This window comes from Serratia sp. ME47, from assembly GCF_903970925.1.
Classification (GTDB): domain Bacteria; phylum Pseudomonadota; class Gammaproteobacteria; order Enterobacterales; family Enterobacteriaceae; genus Serratia; species Serratia ureilytica.
On the sequence record NZ_CAJCKE010000038.1, the window covers coordinates 12,437 to 32,011 of the forward strand.

Here is a 19,575-nt window from a genome sequence, read left to right on the forward strand (position 1 = left end):
AAAACTTATGACGCAACCTTTCTCCGGCTTTAGCCAGCAGGGTCTGAATTTCCTGCAGCAGGTGCGGATCGAGAACGATAAGGCGTGGTTCGACGGCAACCGCGGCATCTACGATCGCGAGCTGCTGGCGCCGTTTCGCGCGCTGGTGGAGCAGCTTGCTCCCAGCATGCTGGCGATCGATCCGCAGTTCGAGACTCGCCCGGCGATCGGCAAAACGCTGTCGCGCATTCATCGCGATACACGGTTTTCTCACGACAAGTCGCGCTACCGCAGCCGCATGTGGCTGACGTTCAAGCGCCCGAGCAAAGACTGGAAAGATGCGCCGGTCTACTTTTTCGAACTGGGGCCGGACATGCTGCGCTATGGGCTCGGTTACTACAGCGCCAACAAGCCGACCATGGATCTGTTCCGCCATACGCTGAAACAGCGGCCGCAGCCTTTCCTGGAGGTGGCCGCCTGTTGCCGGCCGCCGTTCGAGCTGGTGGGCGAGAGCTACAAGCGTCCGCTGGTCAAGGAGCAGGCGGCGGAGATCGCCACCTGGTACAACCGCAAATCGTTCGCGGTGATGGTCAGCGACAGCGCGGTGGAAAAGCTGTTCAACGCCGATCTGGCGCCGCTGCTGGCCGGGGCATTTTTGCAGCTTGAGCCGCTCTATCACTGGCTGATGCAGGTGGAGGCGATGAAGCAGGTCGATCCGGCCGACCTGTAAAAACCCCGCGTCAGCGGGGATGCAGCAATCGCCAAAAGGCGTCGATCAGCGGATCGCTGAGGCGTTTTTTCTGGACGCAGACCCCCAACTCGAACGGTTCGACCATCGAGATGTTATCCAGCTGCGAGATGCGGTTGCGCACCGGTTCCGGGCTGTTGTCCACCACCACGCTCGGGATCAGCGCGATGCCGCAGCCCAGGGCCACCATCGACACGATGGCTTCGTGGCCGCCGACGGTGGCGTAAATCAGCGGATTGCTGATGCGGTGACGGCGGAACCACAGTTCGATGCGTTTTCGCGAAGGGCCGTGCTCCGGCAAGATGAAGGGGATCTCGGCCCAGTCGGGCTTGTCGGCGAACGCCTGGCTGCGCACCGCGCAGGGCAGCGCCGGCGCGATCAGCACCAGCGGAATTTCGCCGATTTTGGTGAACGCCACGCTGGCGGGCAGCGTTTCCGGCCGGCCGGCGATGCCGAGATCGGCCTCGTTAGACTGCACCTTGTCGACCGCGTCGGCGGCGTCGCCGGTGGTCAGCTTGATCTCTACCAGTGGGTGCTGCGCGCGGAAGCGGTCGAGGATCGGCGGCAGGTGGCTGTACGCGGCGGTCACCGAGCAGAACAGCCGCAGTTCGCCGCTCAGCGAAGGGCCGTGCTGGCCGAGCGAGTGCTTGAGCTGCTGATATTGCAGCAGCGTTTGCTGGGCGAATTCTTTCAGCTGTTCGCCGGCGTCGGTGAGCTGCACGGTGCGGTTATCGCGCAGGAACAGCGGCTGCCCGAGGATCTCTTCCAGCCGCTGGATCTGGCGGGAGAGCGTCGACGGGCTGACGTGCATCGCCTTGGCGGTGCGCCCGAAGTGATGGCTTTCGGCCAGATGCAGGAACAGCTTTAAATCACGTAAATCCATATCGATACGCTCGCAGTGAGAGTGTTGCAAAAATTGCAATGTCACGTTCTCAATATATCAATTTAAGCAACGCATTTCCTGTTATACATTGAGTTTAACGAATCTCCGCACAGACAGGGCGGGGAATGAAAATAACAATGCAAGACAACATCAAACCGGAGTACCACCATGGCTAACTATTTCAACACATTGAACCTGCGTCAGCAGTTGGCGCAATTGGGTAAATGCCGCTTTATGGCGCGCGACGAATTTGCTGACGAAGCCGGCTACCTGAAAGGTAAAAAAGTGGTGATTGTCGGCTGTGGCGCCCAGGGGCTGAACCAGGGTCTGAACATGCGCGATTCCGGTCTGGATGTCGCCTATGCCCTGCGCAAAGAAGCGATCGACGAGAAGCGCGCTTCCTGGCGCAAGGCGACCGAAAACGGCTTCAAGGTCGGCACCTACGAAGACCTGATCCCGCAGGCGGATCTGGTAGTCAACCTGACGCCGGACAAGCAGCACTCTTCCGTGGTGCGCGCGGTGCAGCCGCTGATGAAAGACGGCGCGGCGCTGGGTTACTCCCACGGCTTCAACATCGTTGAAGTGGGTGAGCAGGTGCGTAAAGACATCACCGTGGTGATGGTCGCGCCGAAATGCCCGGGCACCGAAGTGCGTGAAGAGTACAAGCGCGGCTTCGGCGTGCCGACCCTGATTGCGGTTCACCCGGAAAACGATCCGAAAGGCGAAGGCATGGCGATCGCCAAGGCTTGGGCGGCGGCGACCGGCGGCCACCGCGCCGGCGTGCTGGAGTCTTCCTTCGTCGCCGAAGTGAAATCCGATTTGATGGGCGAGCAGACCATTCTGTGCGGCATGCTGCAGGCGGGTTCGCTGCTGTGCTTCGACAAGCTGGTTGCTGAGGGCACCGATCCGGCTTACGCCGAGAAACTGATTCAGTTCGGCTGGGAAACCATCACCGAAGCGCTGAAGCAGGGCGGCATCACCCTGATGATGGATCGCCTGTCCAACCCGGCCAAGCTGCGCGCCTATGCGCTGTCCGAACAGCTGAAAACCATCATGGCGCCGCTGTTCCAGAAGCACATGGACGACATCATCTCCGGCGCGTTCTCCAGCGGCATGATGGCCGACTGGGCGGAAGACGACGTGAAACTGCTGACCTGGCGCGAAGAGACCGGCAAAACCGCATTCGAGAATGCACCGCAGTTTGAAGGCAAAATCAGCGAGCAAGAGTACTTCGATCACGGCGTGCTGATGGTGGCGATGGTGAAAGCGGGCGTAGAGCTGGCGTTCGAAACCATGGTCGATGCCGGCATCATCGAAGAGTCGGCTTACTACGAGTCGCTGCACGAGCTGCCGCTGATCGCCAACACCATTGCGCGTAAGCGTCTGTATGAAATGAACGTGGTCATCTCCGATACCGCAGAGTACGGCAACTACCTGTTCGCCAACGCGGCGGTGCCGCTGCTGAAGGACTTTATGACCACCCTGCAGGCGGGCGATTTGGGCAAAGCTGTGGCGGGTACGGCGGTGGACAATGCGCAGCTGCGCGACGTGAACGAAGCGGTGCGCAGCCACCCTATCGAAACCGTCGGCCGTAAACTGCGCGGCTACATGACCGATATGAAACGCATCGCCGTCGCGGGCTGATTTTCCGCAAGGCAAAGCACAAAGAGAAAGAGCCGGCAGCGATGCCGGCTTTTTTTATGCCTCCGGCATCATTGCGGCGGGAATGATGGCGCCGCGATGCTGGATCACCGTAGCGGCCAGCAGATGGCCGCGCTGCGCCGCCCGTTGGGCGCTGCCGCCGTTCAGGCGGGCCGCCAGGTAACCGGCGCTGAAAGAATCGCCCGCTGCGGTGGTGTCGACGACACGCTCTGGCGGCAGCGCGATCGCCGGCACCTCAAGTTTCTCCCCTGCCATACTGAACACCAGGCAGGCGTGCGCGCCGCGTTTGATGACGATCTCGCCGACGCCGAGCGCCTGCGTGCGAGCTACCGCCTGTTCGATAGGCTGCGCTCCCCACAGCAACTCTTCGTCATCCAGCGTCAGAAAAGCGATGTCGGTACAGGCCAGCACCTCGCGGTAGGCCTGCTGCGTTTCCTCACGGCTTTGCCACAGGCGCGGACGGTAATTGTTGTCGAAGATCACCTTGCCGCCGTTGGCGCGACAGCGGCGCAGCAGCGCCAGCAGTTTCATGCGATCGGCAGGCGCGAGGATCGCCAGGCTAATGCCGCTGAGGTACAAGTAATCGAACTGCGCCAGCCGTTCGCACAGTGCGTCGGCCTGCGGTCCCGCAAGCCAATACCGGGCGGCGGCGTCATTGCGCCAGTAGTAGAAAGTACGTTCGCCGGCGGCGTCGGTTTCGATGAGGTACAGGCCCGGCAGCTTGTTGTCGAATTGCTGAATCAACCCGGTCTCGATCTTCTCCTGCCGCCAGGCCTGCAGCATGTCGCCGCTGAAACTGTCGGTGCCGAGTGCGGTGACATAATGCACCCGTAGCGTCTGTTCCGGCATTTGGCGGGCGAGGTAGACGGCGGTGTTGAGGGTATCGCCGCCAAAGCCGCGCGTCAGCTGTGCGCCCTGCTGCGACAGCTCGATCATGCATTCGCCGATCACGGCGAGATTTCGGATAGTCATCGTCAATAAGCCCTGGCTAAAGAAGAAGCAATAGCCGCCAGTCTCCACGCAAGGGGGTCAGTGAGTCAATAAATTAAAACGGCGTTTTAATTTTTTATGATCGCGATCGGCGAACGCGGGCAGGACGGAGGAGAAACGGGCGGCAATTCGGCTTAAAGTTTTACGCCGCGTTGCCGATAAGCTGGGTAAAGAAACAGCGGCAGCGCTCTCATTTCCCCGCCACGGCGATAGTACCGATGATAACCAATCTGATCTCTGGTCTGCTGGCGCCTTGTTTTGCCCTCTATGCCTGCGCCAAATCGCGGCGCTACTGGCGGCAATGCCGGCGCTTGTATACCTTCCAGCCGATTTATCGCACCAGCGGCGCGCTGCTGGCGGTGGAACTGCTGACGGCGGTGTATCACCCGAATGAGCCGGACAAGCGGCAATCCCCGGAGCATTATTTTTCCTCGCTCGGCGTCGCCCAGCGTTTGCAGGTGATCCAGGAACAGCTGGCGCTGTTGCAGCGCTGGCAGGCGTTGTTCATTCGTCACGCGGTGATGGTGTCGGTCAATATCGACGGCATCGCGCTGCAAGCGTTGCAGCGCCATAGCGCGTTGCAACGGCAGATCGCCGAGATGCCCTATCTGCGCTTCGAGCTGGTGGAGCACGCCGAAACGGCGTCAAACCGCCCGCTGCAGCAGATCGTCGGCGGCGAGCGGCTGTGGCTGGACGATTTCGGCAGCGGGCTGGCCAACTTCTCCGCCGTCGGCGCCTGGCGTTATCAATACATCAAGGTGGCGCGCGAATTGTTTACCTTGCTCAAACAGTCGGAAGAGGGCGTCCAGCTGCTCGGCACCCTGATCAAGATGATGAACCAGCACAGCGACGGGGTGATCGTCGAGGGTGTGGAAACCGAACAAGAGTGGCGGCTGGTGCAGCGTTCCGGCGCGTTGGCCGCTCAGGGCTACTACCTTTCCCGCCCGGCGTGCTTTGAAACTCTGCACAGCGTGCCGACGCTGTTCGCCGCGCCCGGCGCGCCGGCGTGAACTCCGGCCTATCCTCAGCTAGGCTTAAACGGGGCTGCTAACTCCTTTTCCTTTCATTCGGCAGCCCGATTTATGCGCTGAGGGAGCCGCTATGACAAGAACAGGAAAGGTTTTCAGCTGGCTGGGCGGCATTGTGCTGCTGCTGATCGTCGCGCTGGCGATCTTCATTGCTACCTTCGACTGGAATCGACTCAAGCCCACCATCAACGACAAAGTGTCGGCCGAACTGCGGCGACCGTTCGCCATTCGCGGCGATCTGGGCGTCGACTGGTCGCGCAATCCGGATGAGGGCGGCTGGCGCGCCTGGGTGCCCTGGCCGCATATTCACGCCGAAGACGTGTGGCTGGGTAACCCGAAAAACATGCCCGGCGACAGCATGGTAACGCTGCAGCGCGTCGACGCCAGCATTGCGCCGCTGGCGTTGCTGGGTAAAGAGCTGCTGATCCCGCGCATCTGGCTGAAGCAGCCGAATGCTTCGTTGCAACGTCTGGCCAACGGCGACAACAACTGGACGTTTGACCTGGCCGCCGGCCAGGATCCCAAGCAGCCGCCTTCCGACTGGTCGTTCACCGTTCACGACATCGTATTCGACAAGGGGCAGATCGCCTTTAAAGACGCCACGCTGAAAGCGGATTTCCGCGCCGTCATCGATCCGCTCGGCAAGCCGTTGCCGTTCAGTGAAGTGACCGGCAAACAGGGCGGCGACAAGACCGCGACCCCCGATTACGTTTTCGGCTGGCAGGTGAAGGGCAAATATAACGGCGAACCGTTGAGCGGCAGCGGCAAGATTGGCGGCATGCTGTCGCTGCAGAGCGCCGATTTGCCGTTCCCGCTGCAGGCCGATGTGCGCTCCGGCAGCACCCGGGTGGTGGTCGCGGGCACCTTGTCCGATCCGCTGAACCTCGGCGGCCTGGATGTACAGCTGAAATTTTCCGGTGAAAGCCTGAGCAACCTCTATGGCCTGACCGGCGTGTTGTTGCCGAATACCCCGCCGTATGCGACCGATGGCCATCTGACCGCCCGTCTGCATCAGCCGGGCGGCGCGGTGTTTGAGTACCAGAAATTCGACGGAAAAATCGGCGACAGCGACATTCACGGCAGCTTGAAGTACGTTGCCGGTAAACCGCGGCCCACGCTGAGCGGCGCGGTGAACTCCCGGCAGCTGAGGTTGGCGGATCTGGCGCCGCTGATCGGCGCCGACTCCAACGCCGCCAAAGCCGGGCGCGGCGAGAAAAGCCGTCAGCCTGCGGATAAGGTGCTGCCGGTCGAACAGTTCGATACGCAAAGCTGGAGCAAGATGGATGCGGACGTGAAGTTTGCCGCCGCGCGCATTGAACGCGGCAGCGATTTGCCGCTGAGCGATCTGGCCACGCACCTGAAGCTGAACAATGGCGAACTGCGCCTGGATCCGCTGCGCTTCGGCATGGCGGGCGGCAGCCTGAACGCCGTCGTGCGCCTCGACGGCGGCAAAAAGCCGATGCGCGGGCAGGTGGATATGCATGCACGCAAACTTCAGCTTAAACAGCTGTTGCCGAATGTGGAGGCGATGAAGCGCAGCCTCGGGCAGATGAACGGCGACGCCAGGCTGACGGGCAGCGGCAATTCGGTGGCCGAGCTGCTGGCGACCAGCAACGGTGACCTGCGCCTGCTGATCAATAACGGGGTGATCAGCCGTAGCCTGATGGAGATCCTCGGTCTGAACGTCGGTAACTATCTGGTGGCGCAGCTGTTCGGTGACGACGTGGTGGGCATCAACTGCGCGGCGGCGGACGTCGGCATCCGCAGCGGCGTCGCCGCGCCGCGACTGTTCGTGTTCGACACCGAAAACGCGGTGATCAACATCACCGGCAACACCAACCTCGCCACCGAACGGCTGGATTTATCCATCGATCCGGAAAGCAAGGGCATGCGCGTGCTGACCCTGCGATCGCCGCTGTACGTGAAAGGCACCTTCAAGCATCCGGACGCCGGGGTCAAAGCCGGGCCGCTGATCGCGCGCGGCGCGGCGGCGGTGGCGTTGGGGGCGGTGCTGACGCCGGCGGCGGCGCTGCTGGCGCTGGTCTCGCCCAGTGAAGGCGGCGAGGAGAACCAGTGCGGGCAGATCCTGCGGGAGATGAAAGGCAAAAAATAATCAGGCGCGCGGCGGCGGCGTGAGCAGCCGGCAGTCGTGATCCTGGATCTCTTCCGCCGAGGCCAGGGTGAACGGCAGCAGGCTGCGCTCGGTTGCCAGCAGCAGGAAATCCCCGTCCGGCAGCGCGGTCATCGCCAGGCCGAAGCTGCCCATGCGCCCGTCGGCGCGCGGCAGGCCGGAGGCCAGCAGGCGGAAGGCGCCCTGTTGTTCCAGTTCGGCAGGGGTCACCCGCCGCCCTAGATAGTCATGCCCCAACAGGCCGCCGGGCAGCGGTTGCCATTGCTCGATGAAATGGGGGCCGATCTGCGCCAGCCGCTGTTTTACCGCCGGCAGTAGGCAGGAGATATGAATGTGCAGCTGGTTTTGCGTGCGGCCATATTCCGAATTGATCGCCAATGAAATATCGCCGTCGTCGATCGGTTTGCCATAGCGTTCCGCCATCACGTGGCGCGCGCGCCAGGCCTGGGCGAAGAAATTCGGCGTGGCGGCGTCCAGCACCGCCGGGCTTTCGATACCGGTGATTTTGGCGCTGGGCATCAGCAGGTATTGCAGCGGCCCGTTGCGATCTTTAAACACCACGAAACCGGCCTGCACATCCACCTGCGCGCAGGGTGCCGGGTTGTCATGCGCCTGCTGATTGGGCAGACATTGCTGGCTGACGATGCGCCACAGCGCATCGGGATGGTCGGGTTTCAACCCGTAATAGAGCGCGATGGCGAGAGCCGCCAGCAGCGCTACGCAGACAAATACCCCACGACGCAGAGACATCGGCCGATCCTGTTACCGAGAGAAACGTCCAGCATAGCCCGGTTTTATGACAGGAAACGAACAACGCGTGCGGCCCCCCGCAGTGAGGGGGCCGCAGAGGATCACAGCGACTGGTGGCGGGTTTCTTTCATCAGCAGGAGGGCCAGCAGCGTCAGCCCGGCCATCGCCGCCAGGTACATGCCGACGTAAAACAGCCCGTAGTGGGCCGCCAGCCAGGTGGCGATGTAAGGCGCCACGGACGCGCCGAGAATCGACGCGACGTTGTAGGAGAACGATGCGCCGGTGTAGCGCACTTCGGTGGGGAACAGCTCCGGCAGCAGCGCGCCCATCGGGCCAAAGGTCAGCCCCATGATGCTCAGGCCGCACAGCAGGAAGCCCATCACCAGCGCCTGGTTGCCGGAACCCAGCAGGGTCGGGAACAGGAACGCGAAGCCGATCATCAGCAGGGTAATGGCGATCATGGTCTTGCGACGGCCGAACGCGTCCGCCAGCAGGCCGGCGATGGGCACCATCACGCCGAAACCGATCACCGCCACCATCAGCATCCACAGGAAGCTGTTACGGGAGTAACCGAGCCCCAGCGGCTGCGGCGCAGTGCCGTAGGTCATCGAATAGACCGTCATCAGATAAAACAGCGTGTAGGTCGCCAGCATGATGAAGGTGCCGAGGATGGTGGCTTTCAGATGCTTGCTCAGCAGCGTGCCGAGCGGCACTTTCACCTGTTTGCCGGCCTTGGCCGCTTTGGCGAACACCGGCGTTTCATGCAATGACACCCGGACGTACAGGCCAATCAGCACCAATGCGGCGGAGAGGATGAACGGCACGCGCCAGCCCCATTCCATAAATTGCTGGTCGCTCAGCAGCCACGAGAGCAGCAGGAAGGTGCCGTTGGCGAAGAAGAAGCCGATCGGGGCGCCCAACTGGGGGAAGGAGCCGTACAGCGCACGTTTTTTGGCCGGCGCGTTCTCCGTCGCCAGCAAGGCGGCGCCGCCCCATTCGCCACCCAGCCCCAGCCCCTGGCCAAAGCGCGCCAGCGCCAGCAGGATAGGGGCGAAGATGCCGATGGTTTCATAGCTCGGCAGCAGGCCGATCAGCACGGTGGAAATCCCCATGGTCAGCAGCGAGGCGACCAGCGTCACCTTGCGTCCCACGCGATCGCCGAAGTGGCCGAACAGCGCAGAGCCGATAGGGCGCGCGACAAAGGCGACGGCGAAGGTGGCCAGCGACTGCAGCGTCGCGGTGGTCGGGTCGCCCTGCGGGAAGAAGATGTGCGGGAACACGATCACCGCGGCGGTGGCGTAGATGTAAAAGTCGAAGAACTCGATGGCGGTGCCGACCAGCGAGGCGACGATGACTTTCCCGCGGGAATTCACCGGTGTAGACGCGTCGTCGGCGTCGAGTGGGGGTGCGATGGTGGCTTGCATATCTATTTCTTATTGTTGGAGGGGGTAAAAATCCATCTTAGTGACAGCATTCCGCCTTTTCAACGCTGGAACTCTGGGCAGCGCCGCCGCTAACCGGTTAAAAAGACTAATGTTTTACCTGACTTCTTTTCTGTAGCGTTAAACGTTGAGAAATGGGGTTCATACAGTGTGAATGGCTGTAAAAACGGGAAAGAAAAGTGACTGGGTAGTTTGTTATGCTGGTTTTTCGAATGCCATGCCGCATGATTTAGAGAGATTGACTGGTTTTTTGCTTGTTAACCAGAGGAAAGTGCCGGCGCGTGCGATAACACCGGCACGATTGCATGGCTTCAGCGTGCCGGCGGCTCGCGTTCCGGCAAGGCTTTGTCGCCTTTGTAGTCGGCCGTTGCGATCCAGGCGGCGCAAAACAGCGTCAGGCGGGCGAAGAAGTAGAAGAACGCCATCAGCCCGATCACCGAGCCGAAGGCCGCGCCGGAGGGCGATTTCGCCACCTGCGGCAGCGTCATCGTCATCACGAACTTGATCACCTCAAAGCCGATAGCCGCAAGCAAGGTGCCGCGCAGCAGCGCTTTTTTCTTCGGTTTGTGGCGCGGCAGCATCCAGAAAATCCACAGGAACAGCAGATAGTTGGCGAAAATCGAGATCGACAGCGCGATCGTCGTCAGCGCCGGCCGCAGCCATTCGATGCCGTCCAGCCCCAGCGCGTTGACGATCGCCGCCTGCGCCGAGCCGGCGACCGAGGTCAGCGACAGCGTGATAATCAGCGCGACCACCAGGCCGGTCAGCGAGATGAAGTCGCGGGTGTACTTGAAATAGATTTTCTCCTGATCCTGCGGATTGCGCTCCCAGACGTCACGCGATTGCGCGCGGATCGCTTCGCGCAGGTTGCCCATCCAACTGATGCCGGAATAGAGCGCCAGCGCCAGGCCGGTCAATCCCACGGTGGTGCGCTGCTGAATGGCGGTGTTGACGGTGTTCTTCAGCGTGCTGGCCAGCGTCGGATCGCTGATGCTGCCGACGATCCGGTTGATCAAACGGGCCAGCAGATCCGGGTTGGAAGCCAGCACGAAACCGGCGGCGGCGAACGACACCATCAGGATCGGGATCAGCGAGAGGAATGAAAAATAGGTGATGGCGGCGCCGAACTGGCTGCCCAGCCGATCGTTAAAGCGTTCGGCGGCGCGCAGCAGGTGCGCAACGCTCGGCCAGGCTTTGATGCGTTCAATCAGACGTGAAAAACCGCTGATGCGGCGGTCGAGCGTTTCATGGCCGGTCTTGATGGCGATAAGCGGCTTCGGCGGCGTGTCTTGTGTGGGCTGGCGGCGTTCCTGGTCTGGTCCTGTAGGCATTACTTCACGATTTCCTTAACGTTAAACGGCATGTATCCGCGTTGATTATAGCCAAAGCCCCGCGGCGTTTTGAGCGCCGGGGCGGCAAACGGTCATTTTCCGAGCTTAACGCGTTAGCGCCCGGCATGAAATGCCAGGAGGCGGCCGATAGGTAAAATTCCTATGAAAACCCCGCCGCGCCTCGGTTTTTTTCACTTCCCTACCTCCAATTTTTATCTGTTTCGTCGGCGAGAAAGCGTTTACTCATGATGTGGCGCCACGCGTTGCCGAGCGCCGCTCCGCTGCAGCCGTAGGGGCTGGAACGGTCTCACCCGTCATCAACAGAAAAACTGGAAGGTCTTATGAAATTGCTTAATCACCCCACCTGCCGTCCGTTTACCGAAGCGGGCAATCTGTCGCAGCTTTCCGCCTACTATGAAGAGGAGAGGCATATCATGTGGATGCTGCTGCGCGCTGCGCCGCGTCCTTGCTTTAATCAGGCGCTGATCGAAGACATCATGACGCTGGCGCAGGCGGCGAAAGAGTCTTCGCTGCGGTTCGATTTCTGGGTCACCGGCTCGCTGGTGCCGAACATGTTTAACGTCGGCGGCGATCTGCAGTTCTTCGCCGAAGCCATCAAGAACCGCAAACGCGAGGCGATGATGGCCTACGCGCGTGCCTGCATCGACTGCGTGCATGCGGCGGCGCGCGGTTTCGATACCGGCGCGGTCAGCATTGCGATGGTCGAAGGCAGCGCGCTGGGCGGCGGTTTTGAAGCGGCGCTGGCGCACCATTTCGTGTTGGCGCAGAACAATGCGCGCATGGGGTTCCCGGAGATTGCGTTCAACCTGTTTCCCGGCATGGGCGGTTACTCGCTGGTGGCGCGCAAGGCGGGCATGCGCTTGGCCGAAGAACTGATTTGGGGCGGCGAGTCGCACACCGCAGAGTGGTTCGAGAGCCGTGGGCTGGTGGATCAGCTGTTCCAGCCCGGCGACGCCTACATGGCGACGCGCACTTTCATCGATACCATCCGGCCGAAGCTCAACGGCATGCGCGCCATGTTGCGGGCGCGTCAGCGCGTGCTGCAGCTGACGCGTTCCGAGCTGATGGACATTACCGAGGATTGGGTGCACTCGGCCTTCACCATTGAGGAAAAAGATCGCGCCTACATCGAGCGGCTGGTGATGTTGCAGGATCGCCACACCCTGAACCTGCGTCGTGCCGGCTAACGTTAACGCGCCCGCCTCACGCGGAAGGTGAGCGCGGGCGATAGGACTGCAGCCAATGCTCCAGCTGTTCCGGGAGCATTGGCCGCGCAAACAGAAAGCCCTGCTTTTCGTCCACGCCGACCTCGTCGAGGAACTGATTTTCGCTCTCGGTCTCCACCCCTTCGGCGATCACGCGGAAGGCCAGCGCCTCCGCCGCCGCGACGATCGCGCGCACCAGCGATTGCGAAACCGGGTTGAAATTCACCCCGCGCACGAAGCTTTTATCCAGCTTGATGGCGTCCAGCGGAATACGCGCCAGCTGCGCCAGCGACGAATAGCCGGTGCCGAAGTCGTCGAGATGCACCTGCGCGCCCAGCTCGCGTAGCCGGGTGATCAGCACGCGCGCGCGGTTTTCGTCTTCAATCAGGCTGCTTTCAGTCAACTCGAAGTCCAGCAGGCAAGGGGCCATGCGGTGACGGCGCAGCACCCCGAGCAGATCGTTGACGATGCTGTCGTCGGCCAGCTGCCGGGCGGAGAGGTTGACCGCCACCCGCAGATTCAATCCCCGCTCTCGCCACTGCGCCGCCTGGCAGGCGGCGGTCTGCAACACCCATTGGCCCAGCGGGCCGATCAGGCCGGACTCCTCGGCGTAGGAGATGAACTGCAGCGGCGGGATCAGGCCGCGCTCCGGCGAATCCCAGCGCACCAGCGCTTCCACGCTGTGCACTTCACCGCTGCGCGCGTCGATTTTAGGCTGGTAATACAATACCAGCTGATTTTGCTCCAGCCCTTTACGCAGGTTGGTGTCCAGCCACATGTATTCGGCGACGCGCTTGTTCATCTCCGGCGAGAAGACGGTATAGGTGCGCTTGCCGTGCTCCTTGGCGACGTACATGGCGGTATCGGCGCTGCGGATCAGGCTGTCGAGATCGTTGCCGTGCTCCGGGCACAGCGCGATGCCGATCGAACAGCCGGTATACACTTCGATCAGGCCGATGCGGAAAGGGGTCTTCAGCCGATCGATGATGCGCTGCGCCAGCGTTTGCGAACGTTCGCGATCGGTCTGAGGCGCCAGCACCAAAAATTCGTCGCCGCCGAGGCGGGCGAGCACCTGATCCGGGCTCAGGCAGCCGAGGATCGCCAGCGAGACCTCAACCAGCAGCCGATCGCCGAACATATGGCCGTAGGCGTCGTTGACCTTTTTGAAGTTGTCGAGATCGAGGTACACCAGGCCGAAACTCTCTTCGCCGCGCGTGGCGATGGCGTGGTTAATCTTGTCCTGGATGGCGTTACGGTTCGGCAGGCCGGTGATAATATCGGTGTTGGCCAGCACCCGCAGCCGTTCCTGAGCGCGACGCTCTTCGGTGATGTCGGTTCCGGAGCAGATCAGAAACACCTCGTTCTTGCCGCTGCCGCTGTGCACGAACTTATTGCGAAACAGGAACAGCCGCTCGCCCTTGACCGTCTTTACCCAGCGTTCCACCTCATACGAAGAGCCGTTGCGGAAGAAGCCGGCGATGTTGCGCCGCGAGGCGGCGGCTTCTTCCGGGCTCATAAACAGCTGGAAAACGTTCTTGCCGATCACCTCGTGTTCGTGCAGCCCGGTGTACTCCTCGCTCAGCCGATTGAAGCGCTGGATGCGGCCGTGCTGGTCGACGATCACGATCACCGAGTTGGCTTCGGACACCACCTGCTCGGCGAAGGAGAGCCCATGCACCAGATCGCGCGCCACGGATTGGGTATCGCTGAACGCGGACGCGGTGCCCGCCCATTCGAGGTTATTGACGCGGCGCCCGACCAGATGCAGATGCAGCGGTTCGCCGGCCAGCGTGATGGTGAGTTCAAGGCTGGCGGTCACGCCGGTCAAACGGCGAATTTTCGCCGCGTCCATGGCGCTCAGCGCCACCGCGACGTGGGCTTTGCCCTTAACGGCGGACAGCTCCAGGGCATTGCTGTCAAACGCCAGCCGCCAGTGGGGGCTCTGGGTGCCGAAGTGGGCGTTAAGAAGCTCAGGGCCTTGGTCTGCGGACATGATGATTCCTCAAAAGAGCACGGGCGGCCGGTCAGCACGAAGAACCGCTGGCGGCCTGTGGGCCCGAAAGTGGTCGCCGTGCGCGTCTGTGCATCATATAACAGGTTTTCACAGGCGGGGCGGGTAATGGAAACTATTCTATAAGCAATGATTAGTTTTGCGGTGTACGCGCCACCCGGCGACCGGTTGCCTTAAAGTGTAGGAGGAGAACATCGGGTCGTGCGAAGTTTGTACCGGCCTCCCCGCTAACGAAAAACGGTTGATGCAAGGTTGTCTTGTGGGCGAGTAAATTATAGCGGTGAGAGGGCGGCTGAAAAATAACCCTGTCGGGGAGATTTTTGCCGGGAAATTAAAATTTCCATCAAATAAACGCCTTCTTCATAGTTTTCTCATAATTGGTGAATAAACCCGTGACGGGTTTTAAAAAGTTTACACACCCTCGCATTACTTGAATTTTATCAGCCTATTATTATCTTCGACGAACGAATGAGCCTGTTAACGTACAGCGCTCCTGATGAAGAAAAATTTTTAAGGAAATGATTATGCGTAAATTGACGGCTTTATTTATTGCTTCCACGCTGGCTCTGGGTTCTGCTTCTGCGGCGTTCGCCGCTGATACGACGGCGGCCCCGGCTGCGGATGCGGCGCCGATGAAAATGATGCATCACAAGGGTGAAGGTAAAGGCGGCCCGTTCGCCGGGCTGAACCTGACCGAGCAGCAGCGCCAGCAAATGCGCGATATCATGAAAGAGTCGCACTCGAAACGCGGTCCGGGCATGAAAGAGGAACGCCAGGCGCTGCATAATCTGGTCGCTTCCGACAGCTTCGATGAAGCGAAGGCGAAGGCGCAAATTGACGCGATCGGCAAAGCGCAATCCGAACGCATGCTGGAACGCGCCAAGGCGGAAAATAAAATGTATAACCTGCTGACCCCTGAGCAGAAAAAACAATACAATGAGAATTATCAGAAACGTGAGCAAAAGATGATGGACCATATGAATAAAATGAAGGAGCAGATGTCCTCCGGTCAGTAATATACGCTCGCGGTAAATAAAAAAGGGCCAGACTATTTGTCTGGCCTTTTTTTTCGGCGTTATCTCCGGCAGGCCCGGCAGCGAGTGATTATCATTCCCCAGCGGCAATATGTCGGAACTGTTCGGCAACGGCCTGCGCAAAGCGCGGATCGTTAATATGGTAAGGCGTTTTTATTAACCGGCGCTTATGGGTGGCGTGCACCGTCTCCTCCAGCGTTTGCGTAAAGGCGGCCAGCGCTGCGGGATCCCAGAACGGTTGCCCAGGGGCATCCAGCGCCGACACGCCGCCCGCCGGTATCACGAAGCGCACTTCGCCCGCGCAGGCGTTGATTTTCTCGCCAATCCAATGACCGATTAGCGCATTTTCCCGTGGGCTGGTGCGCACCAGCGTCACTTGCGGATTGTGATGATGGCGCAGGCGGTTCGCGTAGCGAGCCGGCACCGTATTCAGCGCGCCGAAGTTGATCATGTCGATCGCGCCGCAGGAGAGTACGCACGGGATGCCGGTACGCGCGATAGCACCGAAACGATCTGCATTGCAGGGCAGCACACCGCCAAACAGGTAATCGGTCACTTCGGTGGTGGTCAAATCGATGGCGCCGTGCAGTTGCCGGCTATCGATCAGTTTTTCCAGCGCTCTGCCACCGCTGCCGGTCGCGTGAAACGTCAGGCAGTCCCATTGCGGCTCAAGATCGGCAACCAGCGCTTGAATGCAGGGGGTGGTGACGCCAAACATCGTCAGGCCGATTGCGGGCTTGTCGTCGTGATGATCGACGGCGGCGAAGCGGACTGCGCCGGCTATCTGGCGCGCCGCATTGCCCAGCACCCGGCGCGAGATACGGTTCAGGCCGGCGAGATCGGTGACCGAATACAACATGCTGATATCACTGGCGCCGACATAGGCGGAAACGTCTCCCGCCGCCATGCTCGAGACCATCAATTTCGGCAGGCCAATCGGCAACTGCTGCATTGCCGGCGTGATGATGGCGGTGCCGCCGGAGCCGCCCAGGCCAAGCAGGCCGGCGATATCGCGGCGCGTCAGGATAAAACGTTCGAAAGCGGTCGCCATGGCGGCGATTGCCTGGCCGCGGCTGGCTAGAAAGACCGCGCCTGCGCCCGCCGGATGGTGGCGAGCGACCTCTTCTGGGCCGATATCGGCCGGGGAGTCAAACGGCAAGCTTCGGGTGGAGAGATCGACGGTTCGCGTGGGTAAATTCAGGCTGGCAATCAGCCGCCGCACATACTCCAACTCTTGTCCTTTCGTATCTGCTGTGGTAGCAATATAGACAAAATTTGAAGTATCTTTCATGGATTTTTCCGGGGTGTTTCTGATTTTTATTTAAAAATTAATGTATTATGTTTTTTTGGGTGCCCTGGTGTTGGCATTTAAATTAAATTGATTAATGTATTTATATAATGAGACGGCAGTATCATTTTTGCAAGGGCAGCTCAGTGCAAAATGGGACTCCTGTCTCATTTTTGAGCTTTTTGCGCGGCCAACCCTTTGTCGTCAACCTGTCGGCAGTGGCGTCTCGCCTGTCGCGCAAGCGTGTACAGATGTATGAGGTTTAAGTGCCGATAAATGCTTTTCCCACCCCGTCCGACCTTTCTCTGACCTCCGCCCGGGCGAAAACACATCGTTTGTTGCTGGCCAGCGCAATGACGCTGTATGGCGAGGGCGCGTTTCCATCGATCACCGATCTGGCGGCGCATGCGCAGGTATCGCGCGCGACCGCCTACCGCTATTTCCCGACCCAAAGCGCATTAATTACTGCGGTGGTGGCGGAAAGTCTGGGGCCTATTCTGGCGTGGCGCCCGCAGGACGACGATGCCCTGAAGCGCATCCAGCAGTTGCTGACGTTGGCCTATCCTCAGATGGAGCGACACGAAGGGGCGCTGCGCGCCGCATTGCAGCTCTCTTTGCAGCAGTGGGCGCACGCCACGCCGGGCGAAAAGTTCGTGCGCGGCAACCGCAAGCGGCTGCTGGCGCTGGCGGTAGAGCCGTTGCAGGGTAAACTGCCGCCAGATTCTTTACAGAGAGTGATTCATGCTTTCTCGCTGATTTACGGTTCTGAGGTGTTCCTGGTGCTGAAAGATATCTGGGGGCTGGAGCTTGAGGGTATCCAGGATGTCACGCAATGGATGGCCAAAGCCATCCTGCGTCAGGCGGAAGAGGATGCGATGAACAGCAAAAAAACATCAGCAGGATAATCCAATTTTTGCCGCTGCCTGAGTGAAAAACCAGCATAATTCACTGAGTAAATATTGGAAAAAGTTATAATTAAAAGTGATAAAAAGTGCCTGTTAAGCACTTTTCAGGCGACGCTTTCCTTGGTTGTCTTTTAATTAAATGTCATTATTTATCATTGTATTAATTTAATTATCCTCCGCGAATAAATACCGCCTCAGCGCTGAGCGAGATCATTCTCTTTCCTTATCGTCCCCCGTCTGATTCATCCCTGAAACGTTCTCTCCGCCCACCGAACTGCCGAGTGACTCATTAAGCGCACTTGAGATTGTTGTGCTTTATTTATTTGGTGTTACCAAACTGTTACACAAAAAATCTTATAAAACATTTGCAAACAACAACGGACGGTATCTGGGATGGAGAAGAAACTTAGAGGAGTCAAATCCGCTCGGGCGGCCTTCGGCTGGCCTGAAATCGGAGTTCATCGCGCACAATGGAGCGCGATGCTGATCTGCCTGACGGCGATCGGCGGCGCGCAGGCCTCCAGCTATATAGAGAACGGCAAAGCGGGCGATCCGGCCAGCTGGCGCAGCAGTGAGTTCAACGCGGAATGGGGGCTGGGGGCGATCCACGCCGACCAGGCCTACGCCGCCGGTTATACCGGAAAAGGCATCAAACTTGGCATTTTCGATCAGCCGGTCTACGCCAAGCACCCGGAGTTTGCCGGTGAGAATAAGGTGATCAATCTGGTTACCGAAGGCATCCGCGAATACACCGATCCCTATATTCCGGTGAAAAAAGGCGACACTTTCCGCTATGACGGTACGCCGAGCGTGGATTCCGATGGCACGCTCGGTTCGCACGGTACCCACGTGGGCGGCATCGCCGCCGGCAGCCGCGACGGCGGCGCCATGCACGGCGTGGCGTTTAACGCGCAGATCATCAGCGCCGAAAACGGCGATCCCGGCCCGGAGGACGGCATCATCCTCGGCAACGACGGCGCGGTGTACCAGGCCGGTTGGGATGCGCTGGTGGCCAGCGGCGCGCGCATCATCAACAACAGCTGGGGTATCGGCATTACCGATAAATTCGCCAAGGGGGGCAAGAATCCCGCTTACCCTCATTTCACCGTCGACGATGCGCAAAAGCAGTTCGATCAGATCAAACAGATCCTGGGCACCAAGCCCGGCGGCGCCTATCAGGGCGCGATCGACGCGGCGCGCAGCGGCGTGGTCACCATCTTCGCCGCCGGTAACGATTACAACCTGAACAACCCGGACGCGATGGCCGGCCTGGCCTACTTCGTGCCGGAGATTGCACCGAACTGGCTGTCGGTCGCCAGCTTGCAGGACCCCTCTAATAGCGGCGACTACAGCATCAGCACCTTCTCTTCCCGCTGCGGCTACACCGCCAGCTTCTGCGTTTCGGCGCCGGGCACCCGGGTATACAGCTCGGTGATTGAAGGCACCAGCGTGGAGAATCTGACGACCGGCTACGCCAAATACAGCGGCACCTCGATGGCGGCGCCGCACGTGGCCGGCAGCGTTGCGGTGCTGATGGAGCGTTTCCCGTATCTGAGCGGCGCACAGGTGGCGGAAGTGCTGAAAACCACCGCCACCGACATGGGCGCGCCGGGCATCGACGCGCTCTACGGCTGGGGGATGATCAACCTGGGCAAGGCCATCAACGGGCCAGGCATGTTGGTGACCGCCGAGGATATTCCGGCGGAGTTCCGTATTCCGGATCCGACGGGCGTGGCCTACGGCCCGACCCAATTCGTGGTGGATCTGCCGGGCGTCGGCGCGGTGCTGGACAAGGGCAAACCGACCGAGCGCGTCTGCAGCGATGTGCTGTGCGGGCTGGACGTCTGGAGCAACGATATCTCCGGCCACGGCGGCCTGACCAAGCAGGGTATCGGCACCCTGGTGCTGACCGGTAACAATACCTATTCCGGCCCGACGCTGGTCAATCAGGGGCGGCTGGCGATCAACGGCTCGGTCACCTCGGACGTCAGCGTGCAGAGTGGCGGCATCGTCGGCGGCAGCGGCACGGTCGGTTCGCTGACCGCCCGCCGCGGCGGCACCGTGGCGCCGGGCAACTCGATCGGCACCCTGAACGTGGCGGGCAACGTCAGCTTCGAGCCGGGTTCGCGCTACGCGGTGGAAGTGGGGCCGAACGGCCAGAGCGATC

General features: G+C 60.5%; 15 protein-coding genes. 8 read left to right on the plus strand and 7 right to left on the minus strand.

Annotated elements, in window-relative coordinates:
* Nucleotides 1–7 precede the first annotated feature (7 nt).
* A complete protein-coding gene (locus H7A77_RS23495; protein WP_182074722.1) occupies nt 8–709 on the plus strand; it encodes a DUF2461 domain-containing protein in 702 nt (233 codons plus the stop codon).
* A gap of 10 nt (nt 710–719) precedes the next feature.
* On the opposite strand, the gene ilvY is transcribed toward H7A77_RS23495, so the two are convergent.
* Nucleotides 720–1,610, minus strand: a complete 891-nt coding sequence (gene ilvY, locus H7A77_RS23500) for an HTH-type transcriptional activator IlvY (protein WP_004929971.1) — start codon at nt 1,608–1,610, stop codon at nt 720–722.
* Between the two features lie 168 nt (nt 1,611–1,778).
* On the opposite strand from ilvY, the gene ilvC reads away from it, so the two are divergent.
* Nucleotides 1,779–3,254 carry a ketol-acid reductoisomerase gene (gene ilvC, locus H7A77_RS23505; RefSeq protein WP_033636408.1) on the plus strand — a complete coding sequence of 492 codons (1,476 nt, stop codon included), beginning with the start codon at nt 1,779–1,781 and terminating at the stop codon, nt 3,252–3,254.
* A gap of 54 nt (nt 3,255–3,308) precedes the next feature.
* On the opposite strand, the gene H7A77_RS23510 is transcribed toward ilvC, so the two are convergent.
* Nucleotides 3,309–4,244 (minus strand): sugar kinase, encoded by a 936-nt coding sequence (locus tag H7A77_RS23510; protein WP_033645373.1) that lies wholly within the window; start codon nt 4,242–4,244, stop codon nt 3,309–3,311.
* Between the two features lie 236 nt (nt 4,245–4,480).
* On the opposite strand from H7A77_RS23510, the gene pdeH reads away from it, so the two are divergent.
* Both pdeH and H7A77_RS23520 read left to right on the plus strand, forming a co-directional pair.
* The gene (pdeH, locus tag H7A77_RS23515) at nt 4,481–5,272 is read left to right on the plus strand and encodes a cyclic-guanylate-specific phosphodiesterase (protein ID WP_042785549.1); all 792 of its coding nucleotides are present in this window, start codon (nt 4,481–4,483) and stop codon (nt 5,270–5,272) included.
* 91 nt (nt 5,273–5,363) lie between these two features.
* Nucleotides 5,364–7,403, plus strand: coding sequence for an AsmA family protein (locus H7A77_RS23520; RefSeq protein ID WP_033645371.1), 2,040 nt, complete (start codon nt 5,364–5,366; stop codon nt 7,401–7,403).
* Here the strand turns inward: H7A77_RS23520 and H7A77_RS23525 are convergent, their stop codons facing one another.
* The 3 genes from H7A77_RS23525 to yhjD all read right to left on the minus strand — a co-directional run bounded on the left by H7A77_RS23525 (nt 7,404) and on the right by yhjD (nt 10,944).
* The gene (locus H7A77_RS23525) at nt 7,404–8,171 is read right to left on the minus strand and encodes a CDP-diacylglycerol diphosphatase (protein ID WP_033652698.1); all 768 of its coding nucleotides are present in this window, start codon (nt 8,169–8,171) and stop codon (nt 7,404–7,406) included.
* A gap of 101 nt (nt 8,172–8,272) precedes the next feature.
* The gene (locus H7A77_RS23530; protein WP_016930463.1) at nt 8,273–9,595 is read right to left on the minus strand and encodes an MFS transporter; all 1,323 of its coding nucleotides are present in this window, start codon (nt 9,593–9,595) and stop codon (nt 8,273–8,275) included.
* 329 nt (nt 9,596–9,924) lie between these two features.
* Nucleotides 9,925–10,944: an inner membrane protein YhjD gene (gene yhjD, locus H7A77_RS23535; RefSeq protein ID WP_072626780.1), complete on the minus strand. Its 1,020-nt coding sequence runs from the start codon at nt 10,942–10,944 to the stop codon at nt 9,925–9,927.
* A gap of 341 nt (nt 10,945–11,285) precedes the next feature.
* Here yhjD and H7A77_RS23540 point away from each other — a divergent pair, with 341 nt between their 5' ends.
* Nucleotides 11,286–12,152, plus strand: coding sequence for a crotonase/enoyl-CoA hydratase family protein (locus tag H7A77_RS23540; protein WP_033652699.1), 867 nt, complete (start codon nt 11,286–11,288; stop codon nt 12,150–12,152).
* A gap of 16 nt (nt 12,153–12,168) precedes the next feature.
* Here the strand turns inward: H7A77_RS23540 and pdeR are convergent, their stop codons facing one another.
* Complete coding sequence (pdeR, locus tag H7A77_RS23545) at nt 12,169–14,163, minus strand: cyclic di-GMP phosphodiesterase (RefSeq protein ID WP_182074723.1); 1,995 nt, start codon at nt 14,161–14,163, stop codon at nt 12,169–12,171.
* 542 nt (nt 14,164–14,705) lie between these two features.
* Between pdeR and spy the strand changes: the two genes are divergently transcribed.
* Nucleotides 14,706–15,197: an ATP-independent periplasmic protein-refolding chaperone Spy gene (gene spy / locus H7A77_RS23550; protein ID WP_033645367.1), complete on the plus strand. Its 492-nt coding sequence runs from the start codon at nt 14,706–14,708 to the stop codon at nt 15,195–15,197.
* A 91-nt stretch (nt 15,198–15,288) separates the two neighbouring features.
* Here the strand turns inward: spy and H7A77_RS23555 are convergent, their stop codons facing one another.
* Entirely contained in the window at nt 15,289–16,506 is a 1,218-nt protein-coding gene (locus tag H7A77_RS23555) for a Tm-1-like ATP-binding domain-containing protein (RefSeq protein WP_042785546.1), read from the minus strand.
* Nucleotides 16,507–16,769: 263 nt separating this feature from the next.
* Between H7A77_RS23555 and H7A77_RS23560 the strand changes: the two genes are divergently transcribed.
* Nucleotides 16,770–17,408: a TetR/AcrR family transcriptional regulator gene (locus H7A77_RS23560; RefSeq protein WP_033645365.1), complete on the plus strand. Its 639-nt coding sequence runs from the start codon at nt 16,770–16,772 to the stop codon at nt 17,406–17,408.
* A gap of 480 nt (nt 17,409–17,888) precedes the next feature.
* On the plus strand, nt 17,889–19,575 hold a 1,687-nt coding region (locus H7A77_RS23565), incomplete at its 3' end, for a S8 family peptidase (protein WP_220457887.1).